The organism is Anabaena cylindrica UHCC 0172 (assembly GCF_034931625.1).
Taxonomy (GTDB): Bacteria; Cyanobacteriota; Cyanobacteriia; order Cyanobacteriales; family Nostocaceae; genus Anabaena; species Anabaena cylindrica_A.
This window is the reverse complement of the sequence record NZ_JAYGGY010000085.1, coordinates 17,305-36,290: the sequence shown is the minus strand read 5'-3', so window position 1 is coordinate 36,290 and position 18,986 is coordinate 17,305. Positions and strand designations below refer to the sequence as shown.

Genomic DNA, 18,986 nt, shown 5'->3' with positions numbered 1-18,986 from the left:
AGTGAACTGGTAGAGTAAAAACATAGCAAAATATAAACTCGCCAGATTTCACCGCAAAACATGGGCAGTATTTGGGAACTCGATTTTTACTCCCGTCCGATTTTGGACGAAAATCAAAAAAAAGTTTGGGAAGTCTTAGTTTGCGAAAGTCCCTTGGATGTCCGCACGAAAACAGATTCTTTATTTCGCTATGCTCAATATTGCCCTAGTACCCAGGTAAATTCGGGTTGGTTGCGGACTGCGTTACAGGAAGCTATTGAGAAAGCGGGAGAAGCACCAATCAAAATTCGCTTTTTCCGCCGCCAAATGAATAATATGATTACTAAAGCTTGTGAAGGTGTGGGTATTCCCGCTATATCTAGCCGCCGCACTTTGGTTCTTAATCAATGGCTACAGCAGCGCATGGAGGATGTTTATCCCCAGGAACCAGGGTACCAAGGGAACGCAAATCCGTCAGTACGTTTAGATAAACCTTTACCTCAACGTTTACCTGATGCTTTGGAAGGAAAACAGTGGGCATTTGTGACTTTAGAGGCTGGGGATTTTGCAGAAATGCCAGAGTGGGAAATTGGCTTTGGTGAATCTTTCCCCCTAGAATTGGCGAAATTGTCACCGGAAGATCGGATTCCAGGAATTTTGATTTTCTCACCGAGAGCTTTACCCTTAGCTGGTTGGATGTCTGGTTTGGAAATGGCTTACTTGCACTTTGATACTAAGCAAGGAGATAGATTAATTTTAGAAACCGGTGCAACTGAAAGCTGGATTGTCGCAAATATCAAAACTCCCCAACTTCTAGCTGAGGCTCAAGGTTTTGCACAAGCGAAGGCAAAAGCTAATGGAGTTCACTTCATTGGTGTGCAGTCAGATCCCCAAGCTCAGTCTTTTGCTGGATTTTGGCTATTACAAGAGGTGAATTTGCCATAGAAACTGGGGATTGGGGGACTGGGGAGAATTACCAATTACCAATTACCAATTAAGAATTACAACAGTTATGACACGCTGATGGGATAATAAACTGCGTCTATCTGGGGTTTACAATCCAAAGTCCACAATTAATCAAGGGAAATGGCTTCTGCAAATTTGTCACAAGATACACTAGCGGAACAGCTGCTAGAACTTGCCTTAAAATCTGGCGCAGAGGCTGCGGAGGTGTATCAGTCGCGATCGCTTTCTCGTCCTGTGTTTTTTGAGGCTAACCGCCTGAAACAACTAGAAACCAGTCAATCGGAAGGTACAGCACTGCGGCTGTGGCTCAATGGTCGTCCCGGACTAACGGTGGCTTACGGTTCTGTAGATCCACAAGTCATGGTAGAGCGATCGCTGGCTTTGAGCCAACTCAATCAACCGGAATTATTGGAATTAGCAGGTAATTCGCTGACATCCTACTCTGATGTTGGGGAAGCTGTACCAGTAGAAAAGCTGATTAAATGGGGACAAGAAGCGATCGCACTCATTCGTGATGTTTATCCAGATGTTCTCTGTCACAGTGACTGGGAATGCGATATTGAAAACACCAGATTAATCAATAGCAAGGGTTTAGATTGTCACTATACCGACACCACCCTCAGCTGTTATATCTCCGCAGAATGGGTGAGAGGTGATGATTTTTTGAGTGTTGGGGATGGACAAACCCAACGGGGTGAACTCAACCCAGATAAAGTAGCTCAACAAATTTTACAGCGATTAGCTTGGTCAGAAGAGGATAATGTTGCTACCCCTAGCGGTCGAGTGCCGATTTTGTTCACTTCCAAAGCTGCTGATATGTTATGGGGAACTGTACAAGCTGCTTTGAATGGTAAGCGCATCCTCGAAAAGTCTTCACCTTGGGCAGAAAAACTCAGTAAACCAGTCATTTCACCAAGTCTGACCATTTACCAAGACCCAGACGCTGGCCCCTATAGTTGCCCTTTTGATGATGAAGGTCAGCCTACAAAGTCCTTAATATTTATCGAAAATGGAATTTTACAAAATTTTTATAGCGATCGCACCACAGGGCGACAATTAAAGACAGGTAGTACCGGAAATGGTTTTCGTCCTGGCTTGGGTAGCTATCCCACCCCCGGTTTATTTAACTTCCTCATTCAACCCGGCACTGCATCCCTGCCAGAATTGATTCAAGAAATGGATGAGGGTTTAATTGTTGATCAAATACTCGGAGGGGGAGACAGCATTTCTGGTGATTTTTCTATCAATATTGATTTGGGATATTGGGTAAAAAAAGGCCAGGTAATTGGGCGCGTTAAAGATACGATGGTGGCTGGTAATGTCTACACAGCCCTCAAACAACTAGTTAAACTCGGTGGAGATGCTGATTGGAATGGTTCTTGTTACACTCCTTCTTTAATATTAGAAGGGCTTTCAATTACAGGCAGGAATAGTTAATCTTCTCTCAGAGAATGGTAATCAATCATCATCAGGTGCTACCGCAAAATAGGAGTTTTTTCTAATTGATAGGGATGAAACTCACTCACCATTGCATAAGGAATAGCTACTTCCGTTTCTACACCTCCTGTGCAGGATGGAAGCGAATCAGCCGATGGATCAATCTTAGAATCCCAAGACAATCTTTTATGCCATCCAGGATCAGTGCCAGCATTTTCGTTATAGGGACGAATCCAACTTCCAACAACTGGTCTTAACCACAAAGCCGCACTCACTAACCCATCTTGAACTTTTGAAGACGAAACATTGAGATGTCTTGACCATAGAGCCATTCGCAGTTTTTGGGCAAAGGGAATGTGACCATTAGCAGCAGGTGAGCCATCGTAGATTGCTGCGATAACTTCACTATCATAACTCCAACCCCGGCGGTTACAGTTGGCAGAACCAATCACAGCAACTTCATCATCAAAGATCCACGTTTTGGCATGGACATAGGTAAAGGCTGCAAATGTTCCAGAAGCCGGATTCACTAAATAGAAAACGCGAACTTTATGCCCATGAGGACTACTTTTTAGTAAATCAATAAACGCCTTGCGTCTTGCCCATACCTGTGGCAAATCGGAAATACTAGAATGGGGAATCACAATTGTGAGATGTTGAATTCGCGGTAGTGCGTTGCGTAACTCAGCCGCTGCTTTCATGCTGACTAGATATTGATCTTCGATGTAGATAAACTTACGGGCGGCTCGAATTAATCCCGTCATAACAGTGCGGATTGATCTGGCCTTCTGACATTTTCGAGAACCAATCTGATTAAACGTCCTGGCAATTCGCACAAAATGCGTTCCTTTTGCAGACGGAACAGGTTCCCTTAAACCTAATAATCCTCCTTTATTTTTATCAATATCTTTGTGTTCAGGATGAGCCATCCAGCGTTGAATAAATGTCGCTAACAAATCATGAGCCGCAGGCCCGATAATCTGGCAATGAACATCATGGAGAGGCGCACCTTGTCCACCACTACTAGGGCTAGAGCTACCACTACTGGGGGTAATATGCAGACGATCAGGATTAATATCTACTCCGCCACAAAAACTAATTAAGCCTTCACTGCCTTTAATAATCAACACCTTTTGATGATGACTACCATAATTGAGCGTTTCGTTATCTAAGATGGCACCGCCTGTTCTGAGTTTGTTAATTCGCTTGACTTCAGCCGTATTTTGAGTACCAAATTGATCCCATAACATGACTCGAATTTGGACACCACGACTAGCTGCATCTGCGAAGAGTTTAGCGATCGCTGAATTGGGATCACGGGGCAAAAATGACGGATCACCAGGAGTTAGTGGTGGTGAGTTCGGATCGCGGGGATTAAAACCAGGAATCAGTAGAAAGTTATCGGTTAACCACCACCCTAACAAGTAGATATAGTGATTTTGATTCGTCGCTGTGCGGATAGCTTTGACCATTGCTTCAAACGTTCGCCGTCCGTCAATCAAAAATTCAGTTTGATTACCCGATCGCACTTTTGTTCCACCCATTGCTGTTTTCCATTGATCGGGAATTTGGGGAGGCACATGAGGAGGGACACGAGGGGGAATACGGGAAGGCGTTTTAATCAACAATCGATCAAGGGTTGTCAGCGTTTGTCGTCCGGCAATACCATCAGGTTGCAAGCCATATCGTTGTTGAAATTTTCTGACTATTGCTACGGTTTCATTGCCATATATACCATCTGCGGGCTGAGTCCTTTGTTTTGTCGTGATTGCCATCGGGTAGCCTAAATCAATCAATACTTGTTGTAACTTACGTACAGCACTGCCGCGCTGACCTTTTTTTAATGGTGGATTGTTATTGGCGGCAGCTTGTAGACGCTGATCTCCCCTAAATTGGGCTGATTGGAGGATACCTGCCTGTGTTTCCCACTCCATCAACTCTGGATTATTGTCGTAGTTTTGATCAGGAGAAGAATAGGTGCGGTGAGGTATTTCTAAAAGTGGCGCAGATTCAAATAACCATTGGCTTTGTTGGTTCATAGCTCATTCCTTGGGAGTGACGATTTTTGCCAAATAAGTGAGTGATAGATTAATTTGGGATGAGTCTAAGTAGGTGGGCATAAATATTTATCGTTGAGACAAGGCAGGAGGCAGAAGGCAGAAGGCAGGAGGGAAGAGGTTTTGAGGCAACTTTACGTTTCGTTACATACTTCTGTTTTTTTGCGCCTACCTACTTAGCGATCGCAAGATCGAATTAGTAATCTCTTGTTGATTAGCTGTGTTTTATCGTCTCCCCCAGGTTCGCCAAGAGTCGGGAATGGGACTACCATTGCCAACTTTGAATCCTGCTCCTCCATCCTTCATCCCCAGATTTTCTACAGCCCATTGACCAACGTGATACCAGATATCTGGGCCTGGATCATTGGCGCGAGTGGCAGAGGATTGACAATGGGCGAGAACGTGCGTCAGTCCAGTCTTCGAGATTAAATACTGAATTAAAAAGCGACCTGCTGTAATTTGAGCAGAGGTTAGTGTGTGGCAACCGTGGGATTTGGCTGGAGGTTTGGGCTGCCAACACTTGCCCCTGATGCTGGGAAAGTTTCCCGCAAATTCAACCGCCACACTATGCTTATTGAATCCATTGGAGGTATAGAGGTAGGCAGAAATGGGATGGAGTTGAGCGATCGCACCGTTTGGCGTGATGATAAAATGGGCAGTAACGCGATCGTATTTTTTGATATCGTCACCGCGACTGAAAGCCATTTGATGAAGAACAAGGGCGTAAACATTGCCACGCCTCAGATTTTTACGTTTATCTTTGGGGGAAAACGCTGTGCGATCCTCAATCCGAGTGCTGAACAAGTTCGACGCGCCACGCGCAATACTAGATATCGTGTTGATTATTCCACCAAAATCTCTGTTTATTTCCAGATTTGGTGCAGTTATTTCCGGCATTTCCCGAATAGGGGGAACCTCAAACAACCATTGGTTTTGTTGTTTCATCAGACAATCTCCTCAAAAGATGTAATCTGAACTGATGCGATCGCTACTTAACCCATGACTTTCGACCCAGGCATCAACCCATTTGATCGCCCAAAGACTGGATCTGGTCTGGCACTACTACGTGGTGATCCTTGCATATAAACCTGGCGGGGTGGGGGACTTGGGCGGGTCATTTGCATTCCTTCCATACTGGAGAGCCACTCTTCTGAGTATTCAGCAATACGATAGAGTAGGGTTTCAAAGTCAGTACGGTTCTTTTGCAATACGAAGGGTTCTGCTAACCAGCGAATGATTTCCCTGCCACTAACTGCCATTCTGTTCATAGTGCTGGCGTGGACTGATTCGTGGAAGTATTGCCACAGAACTAGCTCGATCATGTCCCAGGCGTTATCTGCACCAAACTGAGCTTTCAAGTCGGGAGAATTTAATACCTTGAAGGCTTCGGCAAGTGCCTGACTAGTTTCAACCCGCAGCACATTGATGTAGCCGTAGGAGGCATTTTTCATGTTATTGCGGAGGTCGAGTCCAGCCCGACGCACGATCGCTACTGAGCCAAAGGTCGGATCATTTGCCCGTTCCCTAATCACCTCGCTAACGCGCTTATCGCGCCAGTATTTGGCAGATTCCCCAATAAAGTGGGTAAATAATCCATGAAATTGGGTATTTGGACGCGCTCCATTACTAGGATTAGCTCTGGTATAGCCGAAGACACGGCGGTATGCTTGCATTCGATCGCGTTGATGATAACGCAAAATATTGTGTTTATCGAAGCGATACAGTCCGTAAGCACCCTCACCACTGGAAATCCGCAAAGTTCCGGCTTTAAACAGTTCTTGCAACTTGTTGATAACGCGGAACACACCTAACCGTTCGTGGATGTAGAGGTAGTAAAGGTCAGCGGTGGCGAGAATGCGATCGCTGGTGACAGTATCATCGTAATCCACCACACCCCGCGATATATGGGTTTCACCCAACTCTGCCGGCGCATCTTTGCCCAATCCAATCAGGTCAGCTAATCCACCATCAACAGGTGCATCTTTACCATTTTGGGTGGCATAGAATTCGTTAACTTGTTCATCAATCTTGCGATTGAGAATTTCTGCCAGTTCTGGATTTGCAATCAGTTCTGGCCCTAAATTTTTAATTGATTCTTGCAACAATTCGGCAATCTGATCGTTGCGCTTGTCATACTCTTTGGTCTTAGTCATAAAAAACTCCCAATTGTCTTGCTATTACTGGCGATATCGAGTCTTTACAACCATCAGACAGCCAGATCTGCGAGGGCATTAAGCTGGCTTAAGAGATTGTCGAATGCCAAACTGACTCGTTCATTGGAGAGAATCTGAGCTAGGGTTGACTGTCCTCCTGGGTTGAGGGAGCGTGTGGTTTTGATATGTGCAACAATGGGAGCGATCGTCCAAAACAAGCGATCGGCTTGATCGGTAACGAAATCAATGCCATAAACGCTATTTAGAGCATTCGGTGCTTCCATATTTGCGAATCGAGCCAACCAGTCCTGTAAGTCGCTGACAGTAATATCTGGTAGCCATGCAGAAATTTGATTTTCTATAACTACAGTTCTTCCCTCATTATTCTCAGGAAGCTCAATCAAAGGGGATTGCAGAGTTGTGAATAAATAAGCTCGAGAACGGCGTTCGCTAGGGGTCAATCCCACAGATTCCAAGGCATTGCTCAAGTCTTGATTTGCCTGTGAAACAATGGGTAAGATAACTCTGGCACGATCTGCCCGTTCACTAATTGAGTAAACTCGACCTGATTTTTCTGCGTTGTAGTACTCTGACCAACTGCGACTAATTAGTTTGACGTAGTTAATTAAGACATCAAACTTAGCGATTTGATCGTCGTCACTAATTGTGGCTGCCAATAAAGGGTCATTGAAATGACCTTGTTCACCCAACTCAATCACGTATTCCTGAAGCGATCGCAGTGTGGCTACAACTCTGACTGAACGTGGTTCATCGGCTCGTCCAAATTCCTCCACTAAAGAGACTATCTGAGATTGAATTAGCGATCGCAATGCCTCAAATCGCTCAATGTCTGCTTCTGAGACAAAAGTCTGCAACTCATCTAAGATTTTCAGAGCATCAGTAGCAATGACACTGGTTTGGCGGTAAAGTCCTAATTGCCGAGTTGAGAGTTCTTCCAGACTTTTACGATTGTCGTTATTGGGATTAAGTAGCAAATTTTGACTGCGGGTAGGAAGGGCAACCAATTGTCCATTATTGGGACTAGGAAAGGCAGCATCTAGAGCATCAATGAAATTGGTAGCCACACGTCCAGGGGCTTTGCGAAATGCCAGAGCGATCGCATTATCCACTTGCCGCGCTAACCGATTTGCAGTAGTTGTGGCACTAGGTTGTCCTGAGCCGTCGTAAGTAATTTGTTGATCGCTAATAGGTCGGTTATCGTAAGTTGTTTGTTGATTACCAGCAAATCGCTTAAAACTACTCACCAAGTCACTCAACAGCAATACTTGATTATTCTGTAACTCAATCGTTGATGTCAGTTGAGTTGGGTAAAGTTGTCCGATTAATCCTGTACGTAATACTTTAAACTGCTGCGCTCGTTTGCGATTTAAAAATGTGCTAGTTATTTTCATAGCCGAGTATCTCTTCCATATTTGATAAATGAGGTATTCGCTTTTAGCTATTCAATGCCACAGCAGTGGAAAGTTCACTGTAAAGCCCTTCTAGCTGATCATGAATACAAAAGAAATGAGCGATCGTTTCTGTTTCACCAGGATAAACACTGGCATCTTGTTTCCTCGCATCTTCAGCAAATGCCCCAACTGCCGTTCCCCAGGCATTAATTAACCCTTGAACTTGACTATCATCAAGTATTGGAGTGCGATCGCTTAAAATCTGGTTAGTCCAAGTTTTTACTTTTAAGCCGGTTGTGTCTGTCAATAACCCCAGAAATAAGGGATCTGAACAGATTGTTGTCACATCATCAAGAAAGTCTTCATCTACTGCCTCTAAAGACACCTTGAGTTGGGTATACTCCCTCAATAGCTTTTGACTGGCTTGGTTGATGTTGATGTAAAGTTTATTTTGGGACTCTTCAATCGCTTCTGCAAAAAGCTGAACCATCGTCAAATAGCCACCCGTCAGTGCGACCTGTGATTGCAATTCCTCAAAACCAGAAAGGTCTTCTGGTGTAATTAATTTGTCAAAAAATGTACTGGTCAATCCCTTTAAAATTTCTAAACTCGCCAAACTAGAGGAACCAATTTCAGTGTCTAATTTCTGGGCTGCATCATACAGATGCTGATAACTCTCTCTATCCTGTGGAGTTAGTTGTGGCATGGGTTATCGTCTCCCGATAATGCGGTAAAAGTTGTCGGTAATTGCTTGAGGTTTGGCTAACTGACGATCTAGTGCAAACCTAGCGGCGCTAATCATCAGCCGGACTGGAATCGTACCGGGGTCTTCTCCTTTAGCCAGCCGTTGTCCTGCTTGCTGGATTAAGTCCAACTGAGCGGGGCCAAAATTGACCACCTGTGCCATTGATTTATTGCCAAACTGTGGATAAGGTTGGAAAACCATCGTATCTACAGCCAGTTCAGCCGCTGGGTAAAAGGTTTTCATAAACATGGCGGGAATATCTTCAGCCGTAACACGCGGATAAAGTCGTTGCCAAATGCGCTCTAAATCCGATGCCATCTTTTTAAGTCCCAATCGTTTCAGCAAAATCAGGTTAATCAGGGTGCGGAGATAAGGGGTAGGATGAACAGACATGGAACTAAACTGGACTGTGCTGGCAAGCGATCGCCCAACGACATCCATCAAAGATTCAATTGCCCCTGGCCCACCCAATAGCAGTGCAAACATATCTGCCATCATTTCTTTATGCCACTGCGACCAAACTTGTGCGACTTCTGGGGGAATATTTCCTTGAGTTGTCAGTCTTTGATAGATTTGAACGGGGATAATTTCCCACAGTCCTAAATCTGCCTGGAGGTTATGAGATACCTCGTGCAGCACACTCGATAATGCCCATACGTTGTCTAGTCGATGTTGGGGAATGACAATCAACGGAAACAGGTTGGGATTATGCCGCAACTTTTGCATTGGCACATTCCGACGGATGGTGTAGGGACTAAAACCACTATCGGCATAGCTGAATGGCAGTAAACTGGGAACTGGTTTGGCCGTACCTAAACCGACATAGACTTTTTCATAACATCCCACTGCAATGCGGTCGATCGCTCGCAAACGTTCCCCAAAGGTAGACAATCGTTGCACAAACATATCGAAGTAAAAGTCCCAAATTCCTTCTAAATAGAGGACTTGATTACTAACTCTTTCTTTACGTTCTAGCAAGATTTGCAAGCGATCGCTAGTTGGTTCCCTTCTGGCAAACTGGGCAGATGCATCTACCCAACGCGCTTTTTCAATTAACTGAGTCCGAAATCTATCAATTAACCGATTTACTGCTTCGATATGTCCTTCACTGGGAGCAGCCACCCCAGTCCCAAACTCATCTTTAATAAAAGGGCGCAAAGCTTTGGCATGGCGACACAAATTAATAGATTGGATATTCAACCAGTTGTCTAATAATTTTTGTTCACTCAGCGTCTGTGCTTCTTGCCGATGGCTTGGTGTTTCTGCTCCGATGTGCTGCCCAGATGCTCCTTGCCAGATCGCTCCTGAAGATTTTCCGTTTTGACTAGCCACTGGTGATGCTGAACTTGCCATGCTTTCTTTCCTTTATTCATGGTCAGGGTAAATGCACAGATTCACCCTACCTCCTCGTATTTTTGTGGGTTTTTACCGCACTGTTGTCGCACAAGTTGGACATTTCTTGCTATTGGCTACATGACCAGGATGGGGAGGTGCAGTCCGTTGGCGGATCACAGCATTACGTACCACTGCCCGTTGTACCTTTTGGGGATTACTGAGAACTCGATTGGTAGCAGATGCCATAGCTTGGACGGCGGTAGCACTATTAATCGGTTGACCTGAACGTGCTGCGGCTTTGAGGGTAGCGACTGCCTGACGTTGAATACTAGGGATAGTTCGTAGCAATTGTTTACCAGCCGGACCTTGTTGACTCATGATTTTCGTCAGTCTTCCCGTAGCTTGAGCCATGACAGGAATAACCGGACGGAGAGCGCGTTTGCCACCCATCATGCTGACAGTAATGGGCAATGTAGCTGCGATCGCTGCTTCTGCTTCTGCTTCTGTTGGCGATTCAGCCGCCTGATCCGCTAAAAATTCTGTTAAAGCCGCTTCATAGGCTATTTCATTATTAGCTACTTCTGCTTCGGCTTCATTGGTGCCAAACATATTTGCTTCCATTTGAGCAACTTCCATCTCTGCTTCCCGTACCAGGCTACCTACGAGTTTTCCTGCTAGGGGAGCTGCTACTGCTCCAACTCCCGGAATCATCCCTACCAAGGCTTTAGCAGCAGGTGCAGCTAGTTTCTTTGCTAAGGGAAGGGCTAGTTTTCCGAATTTACGAAACCCTTTGCCTAACCTCTTACCGAATTTACGTAACCCTTTCCAAAAGTACTCACCTTCTTCGGTCATACCAAGGTTGCTATAATCATTTGTTTCCCATTCATCCTCGAATTCGGGATTGCCGTAATCATTTGTTTCCCATTCATTTTCAAATTCAGGATTACCTTCCCATTCGTTTTCAAATTCCATCTGGGAAGCTTCCATTTGATTTGGAAATCCGGAGTTATTATAAGTATTGGTTTCCCACTCATTTTCAAATTCAGAATTATCTTCCCACTCATTTTCAAACTCTGGATTTGTCTGGGAATGATTGTAATGGGACGCGGGTGTTTCAAACATTGCTTGATGTTGAGTTGCCATGTTGAATATTCTCCTTCAAGGTGAATTGATTAATAAATGATTCGCTTTTGCAAAATGCATTGCGGACTATACATCTCGCTACTATTTGTGAATTACCAAAGACGAGAGACATATAATTTGCTATCAATATTGAGTAAGCATTCAGTGAACGGCTATCAGCTCACACAATTTAGATAACTTACTTCTGCTGCTAATATTTTGGATGCTGCTTCATAGGCAGCTTTGGTATTGTTTTCTTACACTTTGGAGGAATACCACTACCATTGACATATCTATTATTCATTGATTTTCTCCGCAACAAGACCTGCGTTTAAGAGGAAAAAGAATGAAGATTATTTTAGTGAATAACTCCTTTATACTGATGCTAATCATTAGACAATCAGGAGATTGACAATTACTACATCAATCTGAAAAGTTAAAGATTATCTCTCCTTGTATTTCTCTATCATTATGTCATAAGTAAACCTACAGAGGGTATGGATCTAGAAACAGCTTTTATCTAAAAAAAGATCCATATTTTTGATCGATCCAAGATCGATATAGCAATCCTAAATTAAGATATGAACACGTCTTTTTCTCCACCTCTGCGGTATGGCTTATACCTCTCGTCAGAGATACGGTTTCAAAAATCCATGATGCCTCCAGCACACTACGTGAACATAAATCAAATAAGATTGCTACATTGGCAATTTATGCAACTGTTTTTGCTAATTTAAGTAGGTAAGCAGAATAAAACCCTTTTTCCCTTGCTCCCTAAGTGATCTCAACAATAATTTTTAACGTTAACCTATTTATCCTGAGTGTATATATCTTTGTTATCAGTTGCTTGCAGAAGAAATATCTAACCAACTGTTTTGGAGTGCTAATTTAGCTGCATCCCAGCGATGTTTAACTTTGAATTTTCGTAAAATATTATGAACATGATGCTTGACTGTACGTACTTCGACAAATAATTCCATTGCTATTTCGCGATCGCTATAATTTTTAGTTAAGCAATGCAACACTTCTTGTTCACGGCGAGTTAACGAGGGCTTGGCGGGGGATTTCTCCACAGGTATCGGCTGTGCTAGTCGCTCAAAAAGTTTGGTAGTGACTTCTGGTGAACACTGAGTAGTTCCTTGATAAACTTGCTCAATCAACTGGATAATTTCTAGACTAGATGCTCCCTGTAAAGTGTAACCATGTGCGCCGGCTTCAATACAATCCAAAATTAAATCAATCTCATTTTTTAGTTCCACTACAACTACATAGGGTGATGGTTCAAGCGATCGCCATTCCTGAATCTTGGTTCTGGTTGCATTTTGCCCAATACCGTTATCAATTAAAACTAAATGCTTGGCAGCAGTTGTAATAGTTGGAACAATACTTATACTATCAGTGTAATTATTGTCAACATCAATAAATTCGTAAGGTTGCAGTAATAGTGTGATTGCTTCCCTCAGTAAATGACTGTTGCTAACAATACTTACGTAAGAATTAGCTAGGATAGATTTTTTGGCATGGTATGCAGGGTTTTGAGAACTCAGAGATGCCAGTAAATCTAGATTTTCCATGATTTCTTCTCCAAGAGAACTTCAGACTAAAGAACTTAGGCCTATATAATCAGTCAATCATTCGCATCTACATTCCGCATATCGAAATTTCACACAGTTTAATTTTTGGAATACACCTAAAATAGTTAATGCTCCAGCAATATTGAATTTCGCCATGAAATTTGGACAATTTTTGTGTTTTTTTCACTATCTTGCTTATTTATAGGACTTACGCAAGATTAACTTATTGGCATCATTGCCACGGTTGAGAAGCAATCTTAAACCTATATTTTTTGTATCACGTGCGTAGTGCGTAAGTCCTAATTTATTGGGAATAGAGTCAGTAGTTAATTAAATTTAATATCACCAATTTAGAACTATAACTTGGCAGCAATCTTCAAAAGCTTAAAGTTTTGCCAATATCATTTAGGATTGCTATGTCAATTGAATATTAAAATTAAAATTTATGTTTTTGCCTCAGATGCTGACTCAACGCTTTCGCAACTTGTGGCAGCCGAGAAGAGGTTTCGCGATATCTTCTATGGGCTACGCCAACGCCGAAGCTTGTATTATTGGTCTTGTCGCAGCTTTATCTGCTGTGTTACTCAAACAGGGTTCAGGATGGTTGGGAACTTGGCGCGTTCATAGCACCCAATTTTTACCAGCTTGGCTGACTTTGCCAATTATAGGTATGGTTTTCGGATTTTTGGCTGGTTGGTTAGTGCAAAGGTTAGCACCAGAAGCTGCTGGTAGTGGTATTCCTCAAGTCAAGGCTACCCTGGCAAATATACCCATGAAGCTATCCTGGCGGGTAGCATTGATTAAGTTACTCAGCACAATCATTTCCTTGGGTTCGGGTATCACTTTAGGTAGACAAGGCCCCACAGTCCAAGTTGGGGCGGGGTTAGCTGCGGGAATGAGTCGTTGGGTTCCTACCTCCCCAGAACATCGGCGACAAATGATTGCCGCAGGGGCGGGGGCGGGGTTAGCTGCTGCTTTTAATGCCCCCATTGCGGGAGTATTATTTATTATTGAAGAGTTATTGCAAGATTTATCAGGACTAACTTTAGGAACTGCTATTATCGCCTGTTTTATCGGTGGGGTAATTTCCAGATTATTAGGCGGTGGAAGTTTGCAACTAAACCTGGAATTGATGCATTATTATAGTAAGTTCTCCCTCTTAGAAATTCCTGTTTTCTTACTATTAGGTGTTGTCGCTGGGCTGCTAGGCGTAGCATTTAATCAGGGATTACTTTTAAGTCTTAAAATTTATAATAGATTACACATTAGCTTACCAATAAAAATAGCTTTAGCTGGGTTACTTTCGGGTTTAATTGTGTCCTTACTCCCAGAATATTATCGTGATAATGCTGGTTTACGGGATTATATGATTGCTAGTCAACCTAATCTTTTATTAGCAGCAATTACTTTCATTTCCCAATTTATTTTAACCTTAATTGCTTTTGGTTCTGGCGCACCGGGAGGTTTGTTTGCACCAAGTCTAATTTTAGGTTCTTGTTTAGGACATATAGTAGGGGTGTTTGAGTCTCAACTTTGGGGTTTAGGTTCTCCTACTACCTACGCTTTAGCGGGAATGGGGGGATTTTTTAGTGCTGTTTCTAAAGTCCCCATGACGGCAATTGTGATTGTATTTGAGATGACTACAGATTTCAATTTAGTATTACCTTTAATGATTGTTTCGGTAACATCCTATTTAGTTGCAGATAAGGTAGTTCCTGGGTCACTCTATGACAAACTTTTAGAATTAAATGGCATCAAAATTCAAAAAGATGCTCCCATTGAAGGAATATTAACCCAGTTAACAGCCGAAAATGTAATGCAGCAACGGGTGGAAACTCTAGATATAGAGATGTCTGTAGATGAAGTTATCCAAGCATTTTCTAATTCTCATCATCGGGGTTTTCCCGTAGTAGAAAAAAGTAAATTAGTGGGAATTATCACTCAATCAGATTTACAGAAAACACGTGAAAGTCGAGATATTCCCTTAAAAGAAATCATGACACCCCAGCCAGTTACAGTTACACCTAAGCAAAAATTAAGTGATGTTTTATATTTACTGGATCGTTATCAAATCAGTCGTTTACCAGTGGTAGATGGGCAAAAAATGATTGGAATTATTACCCGTGCAGATATTATTCGGGCAGAAGTAGATCATATTAATTGTGAAACTGGGGTTTCCGGTCCCCAACCGGAACCATCTTATGTAGTTTACCAGACGCGATCGCCTAGTATTGGTAGAGGCAGATTATTAGTGACAGTCGCCAACCCAGACACAGCAGAGACTCTATTACAAATGGCCGCTACCATTGCCCGCGATCGCCATTATGAAATAGAGTGTTTACAAATCATCCTCATATCTCGTCATAGTTCCCCATCTGAAACACAAGTCAGAACCGCCAAAAGTCGCCGCTTACTCAGACACGCCGAAAATTTAGCCAAAAAATGGGATATTCCCATCCATACGCAGATTAGAGTAGCCCATGATGTTGCCCAAGCAGTTTTAGAAACTATTAAGGAACGACACATAGACTTGATTTTTATGGGTTGGAAAGGTAACACTTCCACTCCCGGTAGGATTTTCGGTACTGTCGTTGATACTATAATTCGGCAAGCTTCCTGTGATGTTGTCTTAGTTAAGTTAGGGAATATTGCTGATACTAATCATTTTAATCGGTGGTTAGTACCAATGGCCGGAGGACCAAATGCACCGATAGCAATTAAATTATTACCGGCTTTTGTTACCTTGGGAAATAATCCTCAAATTCGCCTCACCCAAGTCTTTAAACCATCGGAATTAAAGCCAGATATGACAGTTTTAGAAGAATCAACTCGTCAATTAATGCGTCATCGTAATTTACACAGTACCGTTGTGGCTGCACCTATACAAGCTGATTCTATTGCTGAAGGATTAATTAATTTAGTTAAAACTGAAGGTTATGATGTTGTGGTTTTAGGTGCTTCCCGTGAGGGATTATTACAACAAGCTATTCAAGGTAATATTCCTGAAACTATTGCTTCTGGTGTTGAAAGTACAGTAGTTTTAGTCAGAGGTAGTTTAAATCCTTGAGCATCGCAGTTAGCATTCAGCGAAGATTTAAGAAAAATATCCGATAACATCAGGTAACACCTTGGGCATCATGTGGTATTCATCCATTCTGCGGCGCTTTCTGCAAATGTTGCGGCAAGAACGACGTTTAGCAATTTTTGAAGCTTGTTTAATAGGTTTAGTCTCAGCACTAGCAGCAGTTTTATTGAAAGCTGGGGTAGGATGGCTAGGTGGATGGAGAGTACAAAAATCACTATTATTACCTGCTTGGTTCTTATTGCCCAGTGTGGGACTGGCCTGTGGATTCCTTGCCGGTTGGTTAGTTGAGCGTGTAGCACCAGAAACTTCTGGTAGTGGTATTCCTCAAGTCAAGGCAGCATTAGCACGGATACCAATTGCTCTTGATCTACGGGTAGCTTTAATTAAATTAATAGGTGGTATTTTAGTACTGGGTTCGGGATTAGCTTTAGGACGTGAAGGGCCAACTGTGCAGGTGGGTGCAAGTTTGGCATCTCAACTAAGTCGCTGGTTTCCTACTTCTCCAGAACATCGACGACAGTTAATTGCAGCGGGTGCTGGTGCTGGTTTAGCTGCTGCTTTTAATGCACCTATTGCGGGTGTGTTGTTTGTGGTGGAGGAACTCCTGCAAGATGTATCAGACCTAACACTAGGGACAGCTATCCTCGCTTCTTTTATCGGTGCGGTTGTTTCCCGGTTCTTAGGTGGTAGGAGTTTAGATATAAATTTGGGGTTAACTGCACCAACTAGCTTTTTAATCCAAGATATTCCTTTTTATGTAATTTTAGGAGTTTTAGCCGGTCTGCTGGGGGCATTATTTAACCGGGGAATTTTGTCCAGCATGACTTTCTATAAACACACCCTCAGATTAGGTTTACCTGCGCGTGTGGGTTTAGCAGGACTGGTTTCTGGCTTGATTGTGGCACTTTTGCCCCTATCATTTCGGGACAATACAGGGCTGCGGGATATGATCATGACAGGTGAGGTGAGTTGGTCAGTAGCTGCGATCGCTTTTTTATCCCAGTTTGTCCTTACCCTAGTCGCCTATGGCTCTGGCGCTCCTGGAGGTTTATTCGCACCGGCACTGACACTGGGGGCGGCTCTTGGCTCTTTAGTCGGTATTTGTAGCCATATATTTCTCTCTCCCTTCCATATTGCTACGGGATTACCCATTACCTATGCTTTGGCAGGAATGGGAGCTTTTTTCACTGCTGTTGCTAGAGTACCAATTACTGCGATCGTCATTGTATTTGAAATGACGACGGATTTTAATTTGGTATTGCCATTAATGATTGTTTCGGTGACATCCTACATAGTTGCTAATAAAGTAGCCCCTGGTTCTCTCTATGACAAGCTTTTAGAGTGGAATGGCATTTTTATTGAAAAAGATGCACCAGTGGATGGTTTATTAACTAAGTTAACCGCCCAGAATGTAATGCAGCAGCGGGTGGAAACTTTAGAAGCCGACATGACTGTAGAGGAGTTAATTCAGGCTTTTTCCCGTTCCCATCATCGCGGTTTTCCGGTGGTGGAAGAGAATAAATTACTGGGGATTATTACGCAATCAGATTTACAGAAAGTGCGGGAACGCCACTTACCTAATCACACTCCTATTCGGGAAATCATGACACCCGAACCGGTGACGATTAAACCAAAACAAACACTGAGTAATGTTTTATATTTACTAGATCGTTATCAAATCAGCCGTTTACCAGTGGTAGATGGACAAAGATTGGTTGGGATTATTACCCGTGCAGATATTATTCGGGCGGAAGCAGACCATTTGAATGGGGAAACCAGGGTTGATGGCCCCCAACCAGAACCATCTTATGTAGTTTACCAGACGCGATCGCCTAGTATTGGTAGAGGGAGATTATTAGTAACCCTGGCTAACCCAGACACAGCAGAGACTCTATTACAAATGGCCGCAACTATTGCCAGCGATCGCCATTATGAAATAGAGTGTTTACAAATCATCCTCGTCTCCCGTCACAGTTCCCCCTCTGAAACACAAGTCAGCACCACAAAAAGTCGTCGCTTACTCAGACAAGCAGAAACCTTAACGAAAAAATGGCACATTCCCATACATACTCAAATTCGAGTCGCCCATGATGTCGCCCAAGCCGTTTTAGAGACAATTAAGGAACGACATATAGACCTGATTTTTATGGGTTGGAAAGGTAACACTTCAACCCCCGGCCGCATTTTTGGTACTGTTGTCGATACTGTAATTCGCCAAGCTTCCTGTGATGTTGTCTTGGTAAAATTAGGCAATATTTCCGACTGTTCTCATTTCAATCGTTGGTTAGTTCCCATGGCTGGAGGTCCAAATGCACGGGCTGCGATTAAATTATTACCGGCTTTGGTGACATTGGGAAATAATCCTCAAATTCGCCTCATGCAAGTATTTAAATCATCAGAATTAAAGCCAGATATGACAGTTTTAGAAGCATCAACTCGTCAGCTAATGCGTCACCGCAATTTACAAAGTACTGTTGTGGCTTCACCAATACAAGCAGATTCCGTTGCTGAAGGGGTAATTGATTTAGTGAAAACGGAAGGTTACGATGTTGTAGTTTTGGGCGCTTCTCGTGAGGGATTATTACAACAAGCAATTCAAGGTAACATCCCTGAAACTATTGCTTCTGGTGTAGAAAGTACGGTGATTTTGGTGAGAGGTGCAAATAATTTGTAATTAGGGCTAGGAGTCAGGAGTCAGGAGTCAGGAGTCAGGAGTTCAGGAGTTCAGGAGTCAGGAGTTCAGGAGTTCAGGAGTTCAGGAGTTCAGGAGTTCAGGAGTCAGGAGTCAGGAGTTCAGGAGTTCAGGAGTCAGGAGTCAGGAGTCAGGAGGAAGAAGTCAGGAGTCAGGAGGAAGAAGGAGGTAAGAATAGTCTTGAATCTGGTCGGTTAAGTGATAGGTTTTTGATGGTGTCAACGTTTATTCCTTGCACCTATCTGCGTTTATCTGCGTCCATCTGCGTTTAATTATTACAGCTTGTACCTCACTTGAATGGTAATTGCTATATTTACATTCTTTCTATCCCTACGGGACACATCGTGAACGCTGTTCGTTTCTTCTTTATCCGTCAAAATATACAGACTACAAGTCCTCATGGACGTATTGCGATACGCCCTTACTTTT

General features: G+C 43.1%; 12 protein-coding genes. 4 read left to right on the top strand and 8 right to left on the bottom strand.

Annotation, left to right across the window (positions count from 1 at the left end; genetic code table 11):
• Nucleotides 1–60 precede the first annotated feature (60 nt).
• Nucleotides 61–924, top strand: coding sequence for a Tab2/Atab2 family RNA-binding protein (locus VB713_RS17830; RefSeq protein WP_323312855.1), 864 nt, complete (start codon nt 61–63; stop codon nt 922–924).
• A 141-nt stretch (nt 925–1,065) separates the two neighbouring features.
• Entirely contained in the window at nt 1,066–2,382 is a 1,317-nt protein-coding gene (locus tag VB713_RS17825; RefSeq protein WP_323312854.1) for a TldD/PmbA family protein, read from the top strand.
• Between the two features lie 38 nt (nt 2,383–2,420).
• Here the strand turns inward: VB713_RS17825 and VB713_RS17820 are convergent, their stop codons facing one another.
• The 8 genes from VB713_RS17820 to VB713_RS17785 all read right to left on the bottom strand — a co-directional run bounded on the left by VB713_RS17820 (nt 2,421) and on the right by VB713_RS17785 (nt 12,780).
• Nucleotides 2,421–4,421, bottom strand: coding sequence for a phospholipase D-like domain-containing protein (locus tag VB713_RS17820; RefSeq protein WP_323312853.1), 2,001 nt, complete (start codon nt 4,419–4,421; stop codon nt 2,421–2,423).
• Nucleotides 4,422–4,664: 243 nt separating this feature from the next.
• The gene (locus VB713_RS17815) at nt 4,665–5,384 is read right to left on the bottom strand and encodes a peptidoglycan recognition family protein (RefSeq protein WP_323312852.1); all 720 of its coding nucleotides are present in this window, start codon (nt 5,382–5,384) and stop codon (nt 4,665–4,667) included.
• 47 nt (nt 5,385–5,431) lie between these two features.
• On the bottom strand, nt 5,432–6,592 hold the full coding sequence (locus tag VB713_RS17810; protein WP_323312851.1) for a hypothetical protein: 1,161 nt from the start codon (nt 6,590–6,592) through the stop codon (nt 5,432–5,434).
• Nucleotides 6,593–6,645: 53 nt separating this feature from the next.
• Nucleotides 6,646–8,004, bottom strand: coding sequence for a hypothetical protein (locus VB713_RS17805; RefSeq protein ID WP_323312850.1), 1,359 nt, complete (start codon nt 8,002–8,004; stop codon nt 6,646–6,648).
• A gap of 43 nt (nt 8,005–8,047) precedes the next feature.
• The gene (locus VB713_RS17800; protein ID WP_323312849.1) at nt 8,048–8,710 is read right to left on the bottom strand and encodes a hypothetical protein; all 663 of its coding nucleotides are present in this window, start codon (nt 8,708–8,710) and stop codon (nt 8,048–8,050) included.
• 3 nt (nt 8,711–8,713) lie between these two features.
• Nucleotides 8,714–10,102 carry a hypothetical protein gene (locus tag VB713_RS17795; RefSeq protein ID WP_323312848.1) on the bottom strand — a complete coding sequence of 463 codons (1,389 nt, stop codon included), beginning with the start codon at nt 10,100–10,102 and terminating at the stop codon, nt 8,714–8,716.
• A gap of 72 nt (nt 10,103–10,174) precedes the next feature.
• Complete coding sequence (locus VB713_RS17790) at nt 10,175–11,227, bottom strand: hypothetical protein (RefSeq protein ID WP_323312847.1); 1,053 nt, start codon at nt 11,225–11,227, stop codon at nt 10,175–10,177.
• An 818-nt stretch (nt 11,228–12,045) separates the two neighbouring features.
• Nucleotides 12,046–12,780, bottom strand: coding sequence for a response regulator transcription factor (locus VB713_RS17785; protein WP_323312846.1), 735 nt, complete (start codon nt 12,778–12,780; stop codon nt 12,046–12,048).
• A gap of 445 nt (nt 12,781–13,225) precedes the next feature.
• Between VB713_RS17785 and VB713_RS17780 the strand changes: the two genes are divergently transcribed.
• Nucleotides 13,226–15,847, top strand: a complete 2,622-nt coding sequence (locus VB713_RS17780; RefSeq protein WP_323312845.1) for a chloride channel protein — start codon at nt 13,226–13,228, stop codon at nt 15,845–15,847.
• Between the two features lie 70 nt (nt 15,848–15,917).
• Nucleotides 15,918–18,539: a chloride channel protein gene (locus tag VB713_RS17775; RefSeq protein ID WP_323312844.1), complete on the top strand. Its 2,622-nt coding sequence runs from the start codon at nt 15,918–15,920 to the stop codon at nt 18,537–18,539.
• Nucleotides 18,540–18,986 lie beyond the last annotated feature (447 nt).

Bases quoted from the DNA above. Each gene is read 5' to 3' on its own strand.
- VB713_RS17830 (WP_323312855.1), top strand. From the start codon at position 61: ATGGGCAGTATTTGGGAACTCGATTTTTACTCCCGTCCGATTTTGGAC.
- VB713_RS17825 (WP_323312854.1), top strand. From the start codon at position 1,066: ATGGCTTCTGCAAATTTGTCACAAGATACACTAGCGGAACAGCTGCTA.
- VB713_RS17820 (WP_323312853.1), bottom strand. From the start codon at position 4,421: ATGAACCAACAAAGCCAATGGTTATTTGAATCTGCGCCACTTTTAGAA.
- VB713_RS17815 (WP_323312852.1), bottom strand. From the start codon at position 5,384: ATGAAACAACAAAACCAATGGTTGTTTGAGGTTCCCCCTATTCGGGAA.
- VB713_RS17810 (WP_323312851.1), bottom strand. From the start codon at position 6,592: ATGACTAAGACCAAAGAGTATGACAAGCGCAACGATCAGATTGCCGAA.
- VB713_RS17805 (WP_323312850.1), bottom strand. From the start codon at position 8,004: ATGAAAATAACTAGCACATTTTTAAATCGCAAACGAGCGCAGCAGTTT.
- VB713_RS17800 (WP_323312849.1), bottom strand. From the start codon at position 8,710: ATGCCACAACTAACTCCACAGGATAGAGAGAGTTATCAGCATCTGTAT.
- VB713_RS17795 (WP_323312848.1), bottom strand. From the start codon at position 10,102: ATGGCAAGTTCAGCATCACCAGTGGCTAGTCAAAACGGAAAATCTTCA.
- VB713_RS17790 (WP_323312847.1), bottom strand. From the start codon at position 11,227: ATGGCAACTCAACATCAAGCAATGTTTGAAACACCCGCGTCCCATTAC.
- VB713_RS17785 (WP_323312846.1), bottom strand. From the start codon at position 12,780: ATGGAAAATCTAGATTTACTGGCATCTCTGAGTTCTCAAAACCCTGCA.
- VB713_RS17780 (WP_323312845.1), top strand. From the start codon at position 13,226: ATGTTTTTGCCTCAGATGCTGACTCAACGCTTTCGCAACTTGTGGCAG.
- VB713_RS17775 (WP_323312844.1), top strand. From the start codon at position 15,918: ATGTGGTATTCATCCATTCTGCGGCGCTTTCTGCAAATGTTGCGGCAA.